At 73.6% G+C, this 14,832-nt stretch carries 14 protein-coding genes; 9 read left to right on the top strand and 5 right to left on the bottom strand.

Annotated elements, in window-relative coordinates:
* Nucleotides 1-135: 135 nt before the first annotated feature.
* The 3 genes from cmk to der all read left to right on the top strand — a co-directional run bounded on the left by cmk (nt 136) and on the right by der (nt 3,051).
* Nucleotides 136-837 (top strand): (d)CMP kinase, encoded by a 702-nt coding sequence (cmk, locus tag ACFWZ5_RS20490; protein WP_384795114.1) that lies wholly within the window; start codon nt 136-138, stop codon nt 835-837.
* A 56-nt stretch (nt 838-893) separates the two neighbouring features.
* Nucleotides 894-1,481, top strand: a complete 588-nt coding sequence (locus ACFWZ5_RS20485) for a lysophospholipid acyltransferase family protein (RefSeq protein ID WP_384795116.1) — start codon at nt 894-896, stop codon at nt 1,479-1,481.
* A gap of 73 nt (nt 1,482-1,554) precedes the next feature.
* On the top strand, nt 1,555-3,051 hold the full coding sequence (gene der, locus ACFWZ5_RS20480; RefSeq protein WP_384795084.1) for a ribosome biogenesis GTPase Der: 1,497 nt from the start codon (nt 1,555-1,557) through the stop codon (nt 3,049-3,051).
* A gap of 83 nt (nt 3,052-3,134) precedes the next feature.
* Here der and ACFWZ5_RS20475 read toward each other — a convergent pair whose 3' ends face one another.
* Entirely contained in the window at nt 3,135-3,482 is a 348-nt protein-coding gene (locus ACFWZ5_RS20475; protein ID WP_384795086.1) for a hypothetical protein, read from the bottom strand.
* A 303-nt stretch (nt 3,483-3,785) separates the two neighbouring features.
* A complete protein-coding gene (locus tag ACFWZ5_RS20470) occupies nt 3,786-4,574 on the bottom strand; it encodes a hypothetical protein (RefSeq protein ID WP_384795088.1) in 789 nt (262 codons plus the stop codon).
* A gap of 544 nt (nt 4,575-5,118) precedes the next feature.
* Between ACFWZ5_RS20470 and ACFWZ5_RS20465 the strand changes: the two genes are divergently transcribed.
* Nucleotides 5,119-5,772, top strand: coding sequence for a transglycosylase family protein (locus ACFWZ5_RS20465; protein ID WP_384795090.1), 654 nt, complete (start codon nt 5,119-5,121; stop codon nt 5,770-5,772).
* A 118-nt stretch (nt 5,773-5,890) separates the two neighbouring features.
* A complete protein-coding gene (locus ACFWZ5_RS20460) occupies nt 5,891-6,514 on the top strand; it encodes a transglycosylase family protein (RefSeq protein WP_384795092.1) in 624 nt (207 codons plus the stop codon).
* On the opposite strand, the gene ACFWZ5_RS20455 is transcribed toward ACFWZ5_RS20460, so the two are convergent.
* The 3 genes from ACFWZ5_RS20455 to ACFWZ5_RS20445 are packed head-to-tail and all read right to left on the bottom strand — an operon-like array spanning nt 6,498 to nt 10,487.
* Nucleotides 6,498-7,235, bottom strand: a complete 738-nt coding sequence (locus tag ACFWZ5_RS20455) for an ATP-binding cassette domain-containing protein (RefSeq protein WP_384795094.1) — start codon at nt 7,233-7,235, stop codon at nt 6,498-6,500. The genes ACFWZ5_RS20460 and ACFWZ5_RS20455 overlap by 17 nt on opposite strands.
* Nucleotides 7,232-9,901: an ATP-binding cassette domain-containing protein gene (locus ACFWZ5_RS20450; RefSeq protein ID WP_384795096.1), complete on the bottom strand. Its 2,670-nt coding sequence runs from the start codon at nt 9,899-9,901 to the stop codon at nt 7,232-7,234. The genes ACFWZ5_RS20455 and ACFWZ5_RS20450 overlap by 4 nt, the downstream gene beginning before the upstream one ends.
* A gap of 4 nt (nt 9,902-9,905) precedes the next feature.
* Nucleotides 9,906-10,487, bottom strand: a complete 582-nt coding sequence (locus ACFWZ5_RS20445) for a hypothetical protein (protein WP_384795098.1) — start codon at nt 10,485-10,487, stop codon at nt 9,906-9,908.
* Nucleotides 10,488-10,625: 138 nt separating this feature from the next.
* Between ACFWZ5_RS20445 and ACFWZ5_RS20440 the strand changes: the two genes are divergently transcribed.
* From ACFWZ5_RS20440 to ACFWZ5_RS20425, 4 genes are all read left to right on the top strand, one after another.
* Complete coding sequence (locus ACFWZ5_RS20440) at nt 10,626-11,177, top strand: hypothetical protein (protein WP_384795100.1); 552 nt, start codon at nt 10,626-10,628, stop codon at nt 11,175-11,177.
* The gene (locus ACFWZ5_RS20435) at nt 11,152-12,492 is read left to right on the top strand and encodes an ABC transporter substrate-binding protein (RefSeq protein ID WP_384795102.1); all 1,341 of its coding nucleotides are present in this window, start codon (nt 11,152-11,154) and stop codon (nt 12,490-12,492) included. Before ACFWZ5_RS20440 ends, ACFWZ5_RS20435 begins: the two co-directional genes overlap by 26 nt.
* Nucleotides 12,493-12,654: 162 nt before the next feature.
* Nucleotides 12,655-13,917, top strand: a complete 1,263-nt coding sequence (locus ACFWZ5_RS20430; RefSeq protein ID WP_384795104.1) for a glycosyltransferase family 4 protein — start codon at nt 12,655-12,657, stop codon at nt 13,915-13,917.
* The gene (locus ACFWZ5_RS20425) at nt 13,914-14,777 is read left to right on the top strand and encodes a hypothetical protein (RefSeq protein ID WP_384795106.1); all 864 of its coding nucleotides are present in this window, start codon (nt 13,914-13,916) and stop codon (nt 14,775-14,777) included. Before ACFWZ5_RS20430 ends, ACFWZ5_RS20425 begins: the two co-directional genes overlap by 4 nt.
* The last annotated feature ends 55 nt before the right edge of the window (nt 14,778-14,832 follow it).

The raw sequence follows: 14,832 nt of genomic DNA, 5'->3' as shown, positions 1-14,832 counted from the left end.
GGGACCGCGCCCGGAGGGGGACCGCGCGGGCCCGGCCGGGCGCGGGCCGCGCGCCCAGTAACCTTGTACGGGGCGTCGTACGCGTCCCCGTACTCGACCGCGCCCCGAGAAAGGCACCCGCAGCCCGTGGAAACCGTGGAAAACAGCGCTGCCGCAGGCCCCGAAGCCCCGGCAGTGATCGTCGCCATCGACGGGCCGTCCGGCACGGGCAAGTCCAGCACGTCCAAGGCCGTGGCGGCGCAGCTCGGCCTGAGCTACCTGGACACCGGCGCCCAGTACCGGGCGATCACGTGGTGGATGGTGGCCAACGGCATCGACCTCACCGACCCCTCCGCGATCGCCGCGGTCGCCGGCAAGCCGGACATCGTGTCCGGCACGGACCCGGCCGCGCCGACGATCACGGTCGACGGCACGGACGTCGCGGGCCCGATCCGCACGCAGGAGGTCACCTCCAAGGTCAGCGCCGTCAGCGCGGTCCCCGAGGTGCGCACGCGGATCACCGAGCTGCAGCGCTCCATCGCCGCCGCCGCGCAGCGGGGCATCGTCGTCGAGGGCCGGGACATCGGCACCACGGTCCTGCCCGACGCCGACCTGAAGATCTTCCTGACGGCGTCCCCGGAGGCCCGCGCCGCCCGCCGCTCCGGCGAGCTGAAGGGCGCCGACGTCGCCGCGACGCGCGAGGCCCTCATCAAGCGGGACGCCGCCGACTCCAGCCGCAAGACGTCCCCGCTCGCCAAGGCCGGGGACGCCGTCGAGGTGGACACCACGGAGCTCACGCTGCAGCAGGTCATCGAGTGCGTCGTCACCCTCGTTGAGGAGAAGCGGGCCGGGAAGTGACAGCGGCGGCATCCGAGCGCGGGGCCGAGGTCGGGCGCCGCATCGGCGTCGGCCTCATGTACGGCCTGTGGAAGCCCCGCGTGCTCGGTGCGTGGCGGGTGCCCGCGAGCGGCCCGGTGATCCTGGCCGTGAACCACTCGCACAACGTCGACGGCCCGATGGTCATGGGCGTCGCGCCCCGGCCCGCGCACTTCCTGATCAAGAAGGAAGCGTTCATCGGGCCGCTCGGCAGGTTCCTGGGGGCCATCGGCCAGATCCAGGTCGACCGCTCGACGGCCGACCGCACGGCGATCACGGACGCGCTCGGCATTCTGGAGCAGGGCGGCGTCCTCGGGATCTTCCCCGAGGGCACCCGGGGCGACGGCGACTTCGCGTCGCTGCGCGCCGGGCTCGCGTACTTCGCGGTGCGCTCCGGGGCGCCGATCGTGCCGGTCGCCGTCCTGGGCAGCACCGAGCGGCGCGGCCGTCTGATACGGCAGCTGCCGCCGCTGCGCAGCCGCGTCGACGTCGTCTTCGGCGCCCCCTTCGACGCGGGGGACGGCAGCGGGCGGCGTACGCGCAAGGCGCTCGACGAGGCGACCGTGCGCATCCAGGAGCGGCTGACCGCCCACCTGGAAAACGCCAGGCGCCTGACCGGGCGCTGAGTAAGACTTTCAGTAGTGACCCGCCGGGTGGCCGGTCACCGATCACCACGATGAACGACGAGGTACGGACTTCATGAACGACCAGATCCAGCCCGAGGACGCGGGCTCGGCGGAGCACGTCGAGCACGACCACGGTGCGCTTGGCGACGCCGAGTACGCGGAGTTCATGGAGCTCGCCGCCGTAGAGGGCTTCGACATCGAGGACGTCGAGGGGGCCATCGAGGCCGCCGGGCACGGCCCGCTGCCGGTGCTCGCCGTCGTCGGCCGCCCGAATGTCGGCAAGTCGACCCTGGTGAACCGCATCATCGGCCGCCGCGAGGCGGTCGTCGAGGACAAGCCGGGCGTGACCCGCGACCGCGTGACGTACGAGGCCGAGTGGGCGGGCCGCCGCTTCAAGGTCGTCGACACCGGCGGCTGGGAGCAGGACGTCCTCGGCATCGACGCGTCCGTCGCCGCCCAGGCGGAGTACGCGATCGAGGCGGCCGACGCCGTCGTCTTCGTCGTCGACGCGACGGTCGGCGCGACCGACACCGACGAGGCCGTCGTCCGCCTCCTGCGCAAGGCGGGCAAGCCCGTCGTGCTGTGCGCCAACAAGGTGGACGGGCCGAGCGGCGAGGCGGACGCGGCGATGCTGTGGTCCCTCGGCCTCGGCGAGCCGCACCCGGTGTCCGCGCTGCACGGCCGCGGCACGGGCGACATGCTCGACGCGGTCCTCGAGGCGCTGCCCGAGGCGCCCGCGCAGACCTTCGGCACGGCCATCGGCGGCCCGCGCCGCATCGCGCTCATCGGCCGCCCGAACGTCGGCAAGTCGTCCCTCCTGAACAAGGTGGCGAACGAGGAGCGCGTCGTCGTCAACGAGCTGGCGGGCACGACCCGCGACCCGGTCGACGAGCTCATCGAGCTGGGCGGCGTCACCTGGAAGTTCGTGGACACCGCGGGCATCCGCAAGCGCGTCCACCTCCAGCAGGGCGCCGACTACTACGCCTCGCTGCGCACGGCCGCCGCCGTCGAGAAGGCGGAGGTCGCGGTCATCCTGATCGACGCCAGCGAGTCGATCAGCGTGCAGGACCAGCGCATCGTCACGATGGCGGTGGAGGCGGGCCGCGCGGTCGTCCTCGCGTACAACAAGTGGGACACCCTCGACGAGGAGCGCCGCTACTACCTGGAGCGGGAGATCGAGACGGAGCTCGCGCAGGTCGCGTGGGCGCCGCGGGTGAACGTGTCGGCGCGCACGGGCCGCCACATGGAGAAGCTGGTCCCGGCGATCGAGACGGCCCTCGCGGGCTGGGAGACGCGCGTGCCGACGGGCCGCCTCAACGCCTTCCTCGGCGAGCTCGTCGCCGCCCACCCGCACCCGGTGCGCGGCGGCAAGCAGCCCCGCATCCTGTTCGGCACGCAGGCGGGCACGAAGCCGCCGCGGTTCGTCCTCTTCGCGTCGGGCTTCATCGAGCACGGCTACCGCCGCTTCGTGGAGCGCCGTCTGCGCGAGGAGTTCGGCTTCGAGGGCACGCCGATCCACATCTCGGTGCGGGTGCGCGAGAAGCGCGGCAAGGGCGGCCAGAAGAAGTAGCCGTACGCGTCTGCGGCGTGCCGATGCCCGGCCTTCCACGGGGAGGGCCGGGCATCGGTGTCTTCGGGGGCGTTCGGTGCGGGTCAGCCCCGGCGCGGGCCCGGGGGGAGGGCGGCCGGGAAGAGGTGGCCGTAGCTGTGGTGGTCGACCTGCGTGGGCTGGCCGTAGCGGGCGACGTGGAAGGCGGGGTGGCGGGGGTCGTGCCGCGGGTCGTGCCGCTGCTCGTGCCGGGGGGTGTGGTGGCGCGGGTCGTGGCGTCCGGCGCCGTGCTGCATGCCGTACGGCCCGGGGCCGAAGGCGGTGAACCTCAGCTCCTCCTCGCCGGTCCTGTCGCCGGGCAGGGCCCGGAACGCCCTGAGGTACTCGGAGTACAGCGCGTCGTAGATCGGCGTGGCCGAGACCGGAGTCATCGCGTCCTGCGCCGCGCGCATGGACGGGATGGGGCTCTGGACGGGGCTCTGGTACGGCCGGTGGTGTGAGGGGTGGTCGTATGCGTGCACAACTGTGCCAACGACGCCGGGGCCTTGCGGATGCGGGGGCTGCGCCCGCATTTGTCTTTGGGTATGGCTGCTCGGGGGTTGTCCTTGGTGGGCCTCTGACGTGTGGGCGCCCGGCGCGTGGGCTGTGCCCGCCCGTTCCGCCCTCTGGGCGGACCAGCCGCCCACAGCGGCAGCGGCCTCAGCCGCCCACAGCGGGAGGGAGCGGCCTCAGCTGCCCGCAGTGGGGGCTTCAGGTCACGTGCCTGCCAGGGGCATCGTGCAGGCGACCAGTTGGCCCTGGGACGTCGCTCGGTCCAGGGCGTCGCGGAGGAGGTCCTCGCGGGGCTGGCGGCCGATGACGCCGGCGGGGACCGCGAAGAGCAGGGCGGACTGGTGCTTGTTGGCCGCCGCGCGCCAGCTCTCGGTGACCTGGAGCGGCTGGTGCGCCTGCCACCAGGCGACCTGCGGGCCGCCGCCCGTACCGGGCTGCAGGATGGCGTGCAGCCGGCCCATGGCGAGCAGCACCGACCAGCCGTGCAGCGTCGGCGGGACGCTGCCCAGGGACGTCACGGGCATGAAGCCCTGCTCGATCAGGAGCGGCAGGAAGTCGTCGCCGCCGCCGGGCGCGGCGCCGGGGCGCGCGATGGGTCCGGTCGGCTCGACGACGAGCGCGGGGCGCAGCTCGCCGTCGATGAGGACCAGGCCGCTGGTCACGCCGAGCACGGCGTGCTCGGGGGCGGCGTCGGGAACGCCGGGCGCCGGGGCGTCCTCGCCGGTGATGGACCGTACGGCGCCCTGGAGCTGCTCCTCGGCGACCTCGACGATCTGGGAGGGCAGGCAGGCGGCGTGGGCGAAGGCGAGCACGGCGGTCTCGTCGCCGACGAACAGGACCGTGCTGGTGCGCTCGCGCTCCGAGTCGCCCGGGGTCCGGCAGGACGTGCAGTCGTAGGCGCCCGGGGCGTTCTCTCCGGCGAGCAGGCGGTCGGCTTCTTCATCGCCGATCTCGGCGCGTACCTCGTCGCTGAGGTCGAGCATGCGCGGCACGGGTGGCTCCTCGGAATCGATGCGTGGGGTGTCCGGGTGGTGCCCGGCTCATAAAGGAGACAACGGGCGATCAGTGGCACAAGTCACGCGCGAGGGTGCACGGAATTGAACTATCCACAGCGGAGGGTGAGATGGTGGGCGGAATCTGTCACTCCGCGCCAACAACTGTTTCATGCACGGAAGTTGGGGCGGTGAGGTGAGTCACAGATCAATTCGCCGACGGTGCAATAAATGCCGATATCCAGGAATGAAGGGGGTGTCCGAAACTCGACGATACTCCCGGTAACAGGCGACTGGCCTGGAATGACGGGGAGTCGGTTGATAGCGGGGCGAGTGGGCTTCTAGATTCCAGCGCCGTGTGCAGCGAGCACCGCTCGGGTACGTCCGTCGATCGCACCAGCCAGCTGTTCGTGAACCGTGAACCGTGAACGAAGGTGCGGCAGAGCGACACCTGTCCGGCGGACGGGGCTCGGCGGGACCCGGCGCCGGATGCGTGCGGGCCCGCGGAGCCTGGGGGAGCCCGGGTCCTCCGAGAGGGAATTTCATGTCCGGACGTCCCCAGTACATTCGCAAGACAGCAGTGATCGGCGGAGCCGCGCTCATCGCCCCGCTGGGACTGCTCGCCGCGACCGGTCAGGCCGCGGCGGACAGCGGAGTGTGGGACCGGATCGCCCGCTGCGAGAGCGGCGGAAACTGGCAGATCAACACCGGCAACGGCTACTACGGCGGACTCCAGTTCTCCGCCGGCACCTGGCGGGCGTACGGCGGCACGGCCTACGCGCCGACCGCGGACAAGGCGTCCAAGGCGCAGCAGATCGCCGTCGCCGCCAAGGTCCAGCGCGCCCAGGGGTGGGGCGCCTGGCCCTCGTGCTCCGGCAGGGCGGGCGCGTCGGGGCCCGCACCGGGCGCGGCCGCTCCGCAGGCCGCCCCGCAGGCCGCGCCCAGGTCCGCGGCGCCCAAGGCCGTGCAGAAGCCCTACAAGCCGCGGCCCGCGTACCGCGCGCCCGGCCACAGCGACCGGGGCACCAGCCGCACGGCGCCCGGCGGCCACGGCAACTACACCGTGCGCCAGGGCGACACGCTCAGCCGGATCGCGGCCGCGCACGGCACCTCCTGGCAGCGGGTCTACGCCGCCAACCAGGGCGTCATCGGCGGTGATCCGAACCTGATCGTGCCGGGTCAGCGCCTGGCCGTCTGAGCCCCGCGCGCCTGCTGAGCACGTGCGTGGTCCCGCCCTGTCCGCCGACCGGGTGGGGCCGCGCACGGGGCGGCGCGGCGCGCCAGGGGCCCGCGCGGACGCTGCGTAACGTGGCCCGATGCACTCGACGCACCCGATGGCGCCGCGGTCCCGCAGCCGGCGCCGGTCCGTGACGCTGCTCGCCGCCGCGGCCCTGTCCCTGGGTTCGGGGACCGTGGGCGCGGCATCGGTCGCCGCGGTGGCGCCGCCGCCCCCGCGTCCCGGGCCCGCCGCCACCACGCACCTGTACGACTGCTCCCGCGCCCAGGGGCCGTGGCACTGTCTCGCCGAGTGCGAGAGCAGCGGCCGCTGGCACATCAACACCGGCAACGACTACTACGGAGGGCTGCAGTTCAAGCAGTCCACCTGGGTGGAGCACGGCGGGCTCGCGTACGCGCCGCGCGCGGACCTCGCCACCCGCGAGGAACAGATCAAGGTGGCGCGGAAGGTGCTGCTCAACCAGGGCTGGGAGGCCTGGCCCGTCTGCTCGAAGAAGGTCAAGGAGGCCAAGCTCGACGGTGACGCGCTGCTGCCCGAGCGGCGCAAGCACGTCGTGAAGGCCGGCGAGACGCTCAGCTCCCTCGCCCGGCGCTACCACGTCAAGGGCGGCTGGAAGGCCCTGTACCAGGCCAACCGGCGCTTGATCGGGCCGCACCCCGACCGGCTCGCGGTCGGGACGGTGCTCGTCATCCCGGCGAAGTGAGCGGACCTTCGCCGGTGCCCCTGCCGGCGCCTCCGTCGGCGCCTGCGGCGGGGTCCCGGTCGGCGACTCCCACGTGTTCTGCGGCCTCCCCGCTGAACACCACCTCGCCGCGGCGCAGTTCGTGCACCACCACCGCCCGGCCCCCGCGCTCGCGCAGGCCGGGCGGCAGCCGCTGCTCGGCGACGACCACGCACGCGTGCAGGCCCTTCAGGAGGTCGTACGTGCGCCGCGCCACCGCGGGCGACATGCCCTGGGCGGGCTCGTCGACGAGGACCACGCGCGCGTGTGCCAGGAGCGCGCGGGAGAGCGCCAGCATGCGCTGCTCGCCGCCGGACAGGGTGCCCGCGCGGCGCGCGAGCAGCGCGGCCAGTTCCGGATACGCCTGAAGGGCCGGGGCGAAGTCGCCCTTGGCGTGGGCGAGCTCCAGGTTCTCGCGGACGGTGAGCGAGCCGAAGACGGCCTGCCGGTCCGGTACGAAGCACAGGCCGCGGCGGGCGCGTTCGTGCGCGGCGAGCCGTGTGACGTCCACGCCGTCCCAGACGACGGCGCCGCCGGACAGCGGCACGGTGCCCGCGAGGGCACGCAGCGCGGTGGTGCGGCCCGAGCCGTTGCGGCCGAGCAGGACGGTCAGGCCGGGGGCCGGGGCGGCGACGCTCACGCCGTGCAGGGCTTCGAGGGGGCCGTAGCGCACGCGGGCGGCACGCAGTTCGAGGGTGCTCACGGGCTCTCGCCTTCGAGCACCTCGCCGGTCGGGCCCGACGCGACGATCCGGCCCGCGGTCAGCACGTGCACGGTGTCGGCGAGCCCCGCCACCAGGTCCAGGTCGTGCTCGACCACGAGGAGCGCCGTGCCGTCCGCCGCGAGCGCGCGCAGGACCCGGGAGAGCGCGGCGACCTCGGCGGTGTCCAGGCCCGCGGCGGGCTCGTCGAGGAGCAGCACGTGGGGATCGCCCGCCAGGGCACGGGCCAGCTCGACCCGGCGCAGCGTGCCGGTGGGCAGCCCGGCGGCCGGACGGTCCCGCACGTCCACCAGGTCGAAGAGCCGCAGCGCCCGTTCCGGCGCCGCCGGGTCACGCACCCGCCCCTGTTCGGCGCCCACCCGCACGTTCTCGGCCACGGTCAGCGTCGGGAAGACGGCGAGCTGCTGGAAGGTGCGGGCGACCCCGATCCGCGTACGGGCGTGCGCCGGAAGCCGTGTGATGTCCCGCCCCCCGAAGCTGACGCGCCCCCCGTCCGGCCGCAAGGTCCCGGCCAGACAGTGGAACAGACTGCTCTTGCCCGCCCCATTGGGCCCGACCACAGCCGTGACCTGGCCGGGGGCCACCGAGAGGGACACATCACGAAGAACGGTGAACCCGTCGTAGCTGAGCCGGAGGTGGTGGGCGGAGAGGGCTTCTTGATGGGGAGGGACAGCTCTTCTGGGGCGGGGAGCCTTGGTCGGGGGCCTGCTGTGGGCATCTGGTCCGCCCGGAGGGCGGAACGGGTGGGCACAGCCCATCCGACGGCCACCATCAACGGATGCATCAGCCAAAGCAGGGCCCCCGGGCACCAGAGCCAACCGAACCCGAACCCCCAACGGAGTCAACGAAGGGCGCCGCCTCAGGCGGCGCGTAAAGGCGCGCAGCGCCTCGTACGGCCCCCCAGGAAACCGCCCCACCAATATGGCGAGCACCCCGACCACCGCAGCGGCGACCCCGCCACGAGCCCCCGCGTCGAGCCCCACGAGCAGCGCCGCGGCCACCAGCGCCCCCAGGAGGCTGTCGGCCCCGAGCACGACCACGGCCGCGAACCACAGCAGCCCGCGCACGGGGTCGTACGAGCCCGGGTCGAAGGCCCGAAGCCCCATGCCGAGCATGCCGCCGCCGAGCGCGGCGAGCGCGGCGCCGATGACGAACGCGGTGAGCTTCAGGCCGCGCACCGGCACCCCGGCCGCGGCCGCCCCCGCCTCGTGGTCGCGCATCGCGGCGAGCGCGCGGCCGGTGCGGCCCCGGCGCAGCGCCGCCACGAGGAGCAGGGCGCCGCCGAGCAGGACGAGTTCGAGGAGGTAATAGGCGCGGTCGCCGCCGAAGCCCGGCGGCCGGTCGAGGGTGAGGCCCGACGTGGCGTACGGCTGGGCGAAGACGAAGCGGCTGACGCCGACGCCGACCGCGAACGTCGCGAGGGCGAGCGCCAGGCCGTGGCGGCTGATCGCGGGCCACCCGGTGAGCAGGCCGAGGGGCGCGACGAGCAGGACCGCGACGGCGAGGGCGTGCAGGGGCGAGAGCTCCGGCAGACCGGGGAAGCGGCCGCCCGCGAGCAGCGCGGTGAAGAGGGCGCCGAGGCCCGCGTACGCCGCCTGGCCGAGGGAGATCTGGCCGCCCCTGCCGGTGACGACCACCAGCGAGAGCAGGATGACGCCGAGGGCCGGGACCTGCACGGACGTGGTGAGGTCGGAGCCCGCGAGGCCGAGCGGGAGCAGGAAGAGGACCACGGCCACTATCCAGGCGCCCGGCGGCGTCGGGATGCGGGCGGTGGCGGTGCGCGGCAGCGCGTCCCCGGTGCCGATGCCCGGCAGGACGAGGGCGGCGACCAGGAGCGCCACCACGAAGAGGTTGGCGCCGACCGCCTGGAGCAGCGGTTCGCCCCACCCGGACGGGTGCAGGCGGGTCAGCTGGCTCTGGGCCACGCCGATGCCGAGCGCCACGACGACCGCCACCGGCAGGTTCCGCATCCGGGCGGCCACGGCGACGGCCACGACCTCCATGACGAGGAGCGGCATGCCGTACGGGTCGAGACGTACGTACGGAGCGAGGAGCACCCCCGTCAGGCCCGCCGTGAACGAGCCGAACGCCCAGCCCGCCGACGCCACCCGGTCGGCGTCGATCCCGGCGAGCACCGCGAGGCGGCGGTCGTCCACCACCGCGCGGAGCTCGCCGCCGAAGCGGGTGAACCGCTGAATCGCCCACACGCCGAGCGCGAGGGCCACGGCGACCGCCAGTTGGCCCCAGGGGTCGGCGGACACGAGCGTCGGCACGTCCGCGCGTGCGCCCTGCCCCCAGAGAAGGGCGGCCCCGCCGACGAGGAGGATGAACACGCCGATCGACGCGACGAGCGTCTGCGCCGGGTCGCCGCCGAGGACGGCGAGCGGGCGGAAGACGGCGGCTTCGAGGACGAGGCCGATGGCGGGCGCGACGACGAGGAGGGTGACCGCCGCGGCGAGCGACAGGGGCCAGTCCCACTCGACGGTGAACTGGCGCAGCAGGTAGGCGCAGACCATCGCGATCGCGCCGTGCGCGAAGTTGAGGACGCCGGTGGCGCGGTAGGTGACGATCAGGCCGATGCCGGTGAGGGCGGCCGCGCTGCCGACGGAGAGCCCGGCCAGGGTGAGGTCGTAGCTCAGGGACGCCACCGGGTCAGGCCTCCGGGCCCTGCGCTGCGGACGGTTCGGACGGTTCGGACGGGTCAGTCGGGTCAGTCGGGTCGAGTGGCTCGGGCGGCTCGGACGCGGGCCGTTCCGGGGTGCAGATCGGGCACGGTGCGAGCGCGCCGCCCGCCAGGGCGGTGGCGTCGGCGGGCACCGCCTCCGGCTTGCCGGACACCAGGGGGCAGTCCGCGCGGTGGAAGAGGGTGCCGCCGGGGACCACGAGCAGGGCGTCACTGGTCGCGACCGGGGCCGCCGCCCGCTCGGCCCGCGCGGCCGCCGGGTCCGGTCCCTCGACGGCCACGAGCAGCCCGTACAGCTCCTCCACGCGTGCCGCCGCGAGGGCGCTCCTGCCGTGGGCGAGGAGGATCGCGCCCGCGATGATCAGGGCGGCTCCGGGGACCGTGCACGACGCGATGTACGGCAGCTGCCGTTCGGCGAATCGCTCGCCGGAGATGCCGTACCAGCCGATCACGCACAGGACCGCGCCCGTGGCGAGCGCCGCGAAGGCCGCCCACAGCATGGGGTGGACCGCCCGGAGGCGAGCCGTGCGCGAGGCGGCGGGAGAGGTCATCCAGGCCCCCTGGGAGACGTCGTGGGTCCGACCGGGTCTGTTCATGTCAGCCAATGGCTTGCACTATGCCTTCTGGAAGCTGACCCTGAAAGCACGCCGGGCGCTCTTCGCCCGGACCGACACCCGGTGGTGAGCCAGATGGTTCTCGGGACAAGCCCCAGGCGGGGGAGCGATCCCCGGCGGGGAAGGGTGCGGAGCGCGGCGCTGGCGGCCGCCGCGGTCCTGCTGATCGCACCGGCCGCCGTGGCCTGCGGCGACGACAGCGGAGGCGACGAGGGCAGTCCGCCGCCGCAGCCGTCCGTGAGCGAGTCGCCCGACGGTGACGGGCCCGCCGACCCCGCGGCTGCCGAGAAGGAGGTCCGGCGCAACTGGGAGAAGTTCTTCGACCCGGCCGTGTCCCTGAAGGACAAGGAGGCCGTCCTGGAGGACGGGGCGAAGCTGCGCCAGGTCCTCCAGGGCTTCAGCGGTGACGAGCGCGGCAGACAGGTCCGGGCGCGCGTCGCCGAGGTGGAGTTCACCTCGGCGACGGAGGCGGACGTGACGTACGCGCTGACCCTGAAGGGCGCCACCGCGCTGCCCGACGCCAGTGGCACCGCCGTCAACCAGGACGACACCTGGAAGGTGTCCGTCAAGACCCTGTGTGCTTTGGTGAAGCTGAGCGGCAATGCGTCGCCTGGCCCGGGCTGCTGAGGTCCGGGTCCCGCGACGGGCCCTCGCGGCCGTGCTGACGGCGGCCGCGCTCCTGGCGGGCGCGGCCTGTGGCAGCCGGCTCCCCGAGAGCGACTTCGAGCGGCGCCCGACCGGCGCGCCGCGCGGCACCCAGGGCGCGCCCGTCCACGTGGGCGTGATCACCAGCGCCACGAGCCCCGTCGGCGGCTCCGCCTTCACCGGGCCGCGCGACGGGGCGAAGGCCTACTTCGAGCGCCTCAACGCGCGCGGCGGCATCGCGGGCCGCAAGGTCGAGGTGCACACGTGCGACGACGGCGGCAGCGGCGTCGGCAACAACAGTTGCGTCCACAAACTGCTCGACGAGCAGAAGGTCGTCGCCCTGGTCGCCACCACCGTCCTCGACTACGCGGGCGCCTCCCGGGTGTCCGAGGCGGGGGTGCCCGACATAGGCGGCCAGCCGATCGGCTCCGCCTACGACACCTATCCGCATCTGTACGGGATCTACGGCAGCCTCGCGCCGCGCGACGGCAAGCCGGGCTGGGACGGCAAGCTGTACGGCGGCACGGAGGTCTACCGCTACTTCAAGCGGGAGCAGGGCGCCCGCACGGCCGCCGTCGTCTCCTACAACCAGGCCGCGTCGGCCGCGTACGCCCGCCTCGTGAAGCGGGGCCTGGAGGCCGAGGGCTACAAGGTGGTCACCGAGCAGGTCGACTTCGCCCTGCCGAACTTCCGCGCCGCCGCGGCCGACCTCAAGGACCAGGGCGCCGACCTGGTCTTCGACGCGATGGACAGCCACGGCAACGCGCAGCTGTGCAAGGCGATGGACGACGTGGGCGCGAAGGTCACCGCGAAGGTCACCAACGTCCAGAACTGGTCATCAGCCGTCGCGGACGACTACAAGGACGCGCCCCGCTGCCGCAACGCCCTGTGGGCGACCGGTTCCAGCCGCAACTACGAGGACACCCGACACCCGGCCGTGCGGGAGTTCCGCAACGCCATGAAGGGGTCGAAGACGGTGTCCCAGTGGCAGCTGGAGGGCTGGGCCGCCGCCCGGTGGTTCACCGACGCCGCGAGGTCCTGCACGGCGTCCGGGGGCTCCGAGGGCTCCGAGGGCGACGTCACGCGCGCGTGCGTGGACCGCTTCATGAGCCGCGGGAAGCCGTACGACGCGGGCGGGCTGCTCCTGCCCGTGACGTACGAGCGGCGGGCCGAGCCGCCGGCGTCCCGCAGGACGTGTCTGTCCGTGGCCCGCTGGAAGGACGACGAGGGCTGGGTCACACAGGGCGAGATGGACCGCACCTGCTTCGACGTACCGCAGCTCTCCTACCAGCCGTGATCGCTGTACCAGTCATGGAGTTCCTCATTCCGCATTGCGATCGCGCATCCGTTGTCCAACAAGACGGAAAGTCGACCCAACCCTTGGCCTGAGATTCCCGTCTAACCCCTCGGTAGGCGGACGAGACGGATGTCCGCGGGGAAGCGCGGAATACGGGGACGTATGCATATCTCTTTCCTGATTCACAACGCGTACGGGATCGGAGGGACGATCCGGACCACGTACAACTTGGCAAACACCCTCGCCGAGCAGCACGACGTCGAGATCGTCTCGGTCCTGCGGCACCGGGACGAGCCCGTGTTCACGCCGGACGCGCGGATCAGGCTGAGCCACCTCGTGGACATCAGGAAGGGCAGTCCGGGCTACGAGGGCGACAGCGAGGCCCACCGCACCCCGGCCAGGGTCTTCCCCAGCGCCGAGGGGCGCTACGCCCAGTACAGCGCCCTGACCGACCAGCGCGTCGCGGCCCACCTGGGGTCCCTGGAGTCCGACGTCGTCGTCGGCACCCGGCCCGGCCTGAACGTGCACGTCGCACGGCAGACCCGGCGCGGCGTGCTGCGCGTCGGCCAGGAGCACCTCACGCTCGACAGCCACACCAAGGAGCTGCGCCGCCAGCTGCGCAGCGTCTACCCGCGCCTGGACGTCCTGACCACGACGACCGAGGCCGACGCGCACGCCTACCGCAAGGGCATGCGGCTGCCCGGCGTGCACGTCCAGGCCGTGCCGAACCCGGTGCCCGCGCCCGGCATCGAACCCGCCGACGGCTCCCACAAGTGGGTCGTCGCGGCCGGTCGGCTCGCCCCCGTCAAGCGGTACGACCTGCTGATCCGGGCCTTCGACACGGTGCGCCGCGAGCGCCCCGACTGGCGCCTGCGGATCTACGGCGGCGGCAAGCAGAAGGACAAGCTGCGCAAACTCATCGAGGACCTGGGCCTCTACAACCACGTGTTCCTCATGGGCCCCGCCCACCCCATCGAGCCGGAGTGGGCCAAGGGCTCCATCGCGGCCGTCACCTCCAGCCTGGAGTCCTTCGGGATGACGATCGTCGAGGCGATGCGCTGCGGCCTGCCCGTCGTCTCCACCGACTGTCCGCACGGCCCCGGCGAGATCATCGCCAACGGGGTCGACGGCCGCCTCGTCGAGGTCGGCAGCGCCGACGCGATCGCCGGCGGACTGCTCGAACTGATCAACGACGACGCACTGCGGCAGCAGATGGCGGACGCCGCGCTCAAGGACTCCGAGCGCTTCGACCCGATCCGCATCGCCGAACGCTACGAGGCCATGTTCACCGGCATGCTCAAGAGCGGCAGCTCGCTGGGCGGCCGCCTGCGCGGCTCGATGCACCGCGCCAGGGGAGCACTCCTCGGCGGCGCGTACGCCGTGCGTGACGCCCGACGGACCGCACCGACGAAGGGGCTGGCATGACGGCCGTGTTCACACGGGACACGCGGGAGGGCGCGCAGGAGGACACGGGGGGCCGCGACCAGGCGCCGTCGCCGCGCGCCGACTGCATCGCCGACTCCGCGGGCGGGCTCACCTTCGACGTCACCGACCACGGCGAGGCGGGCACCGTCCATCTGCTGCTCCGGCTCCGGGACTCCGACCCCGTCGACGAGGTGCGGCTTCCCCTCACGCCCGCCGCCGACGGGCGCCTTCGCGCCGCGCTGCCGAGCAGTGTGGAGCTCGCCGAGGGCCGCTGGAACGCGTACGCCGTCGTCGAGGACGGTGAGCCACGCCGGCTCGTGCCGGGCGTCAACGACCTGCGCTCCCTCGTCGACCGCGAGCCGAGCGGCAGCCGCGGCCATGTCTCCGTGCGCATTCCGTACGCCACGAAGCAGGGCAACCTCTCCGTGCGCAGCTGGGTGCGCGCCCCGCACGCCGAGGTCGGCGAGCTCGGCATCGCCGACGGGGTGCTCACGGCTCGCGCCCGCGTGTACGGGACGGAGTTGGCCGACGGTGCGCGCGTCGAGGCGGTGCTGCGCGGTGAGCCCGAGCGGGTGCTGTGCGCCGACGTGACCACCGGCGCGGCCGAGCTCGGCTTCGCCCTGCGGTACGTCGACCTCGCCGGTGGGCGCGGGCCCTGGGACCTGTGGCTGCTCCCCGCCGGGTCCGGCGGGCCGCGTGTCCGGCTCGCCCGGCTCCTGGACGACGTCGCGGACAAGAAGCCTATCTTCACGTATCCGGTGACGGTCCTTGAGCACGACGGTGGCTCCGTCGAGGTGGGGCCCTACTACACGAACGACAACGACTTGTCGGTACGGGTGCGGGGGGTGGCGGGGGCCTGACCTTCGCGGGGCGCCCCAGTCCCACCCCTTCCCGAAACTAGGGGCTCCGCCCCTA

This window comes from Streptomyces sp. NPDC059003, from assembly GCF_042740445.1.
Lineage (GTDB): Bacteria > Actinomycetota > Actinomycetes > Streptomycetales > Streptomycetaceae > Streptomyces.
Note: the sequence above shows the minus strand (reverse complement) of the source record. Positions and strands in the feature narration are given on the sequence as shown.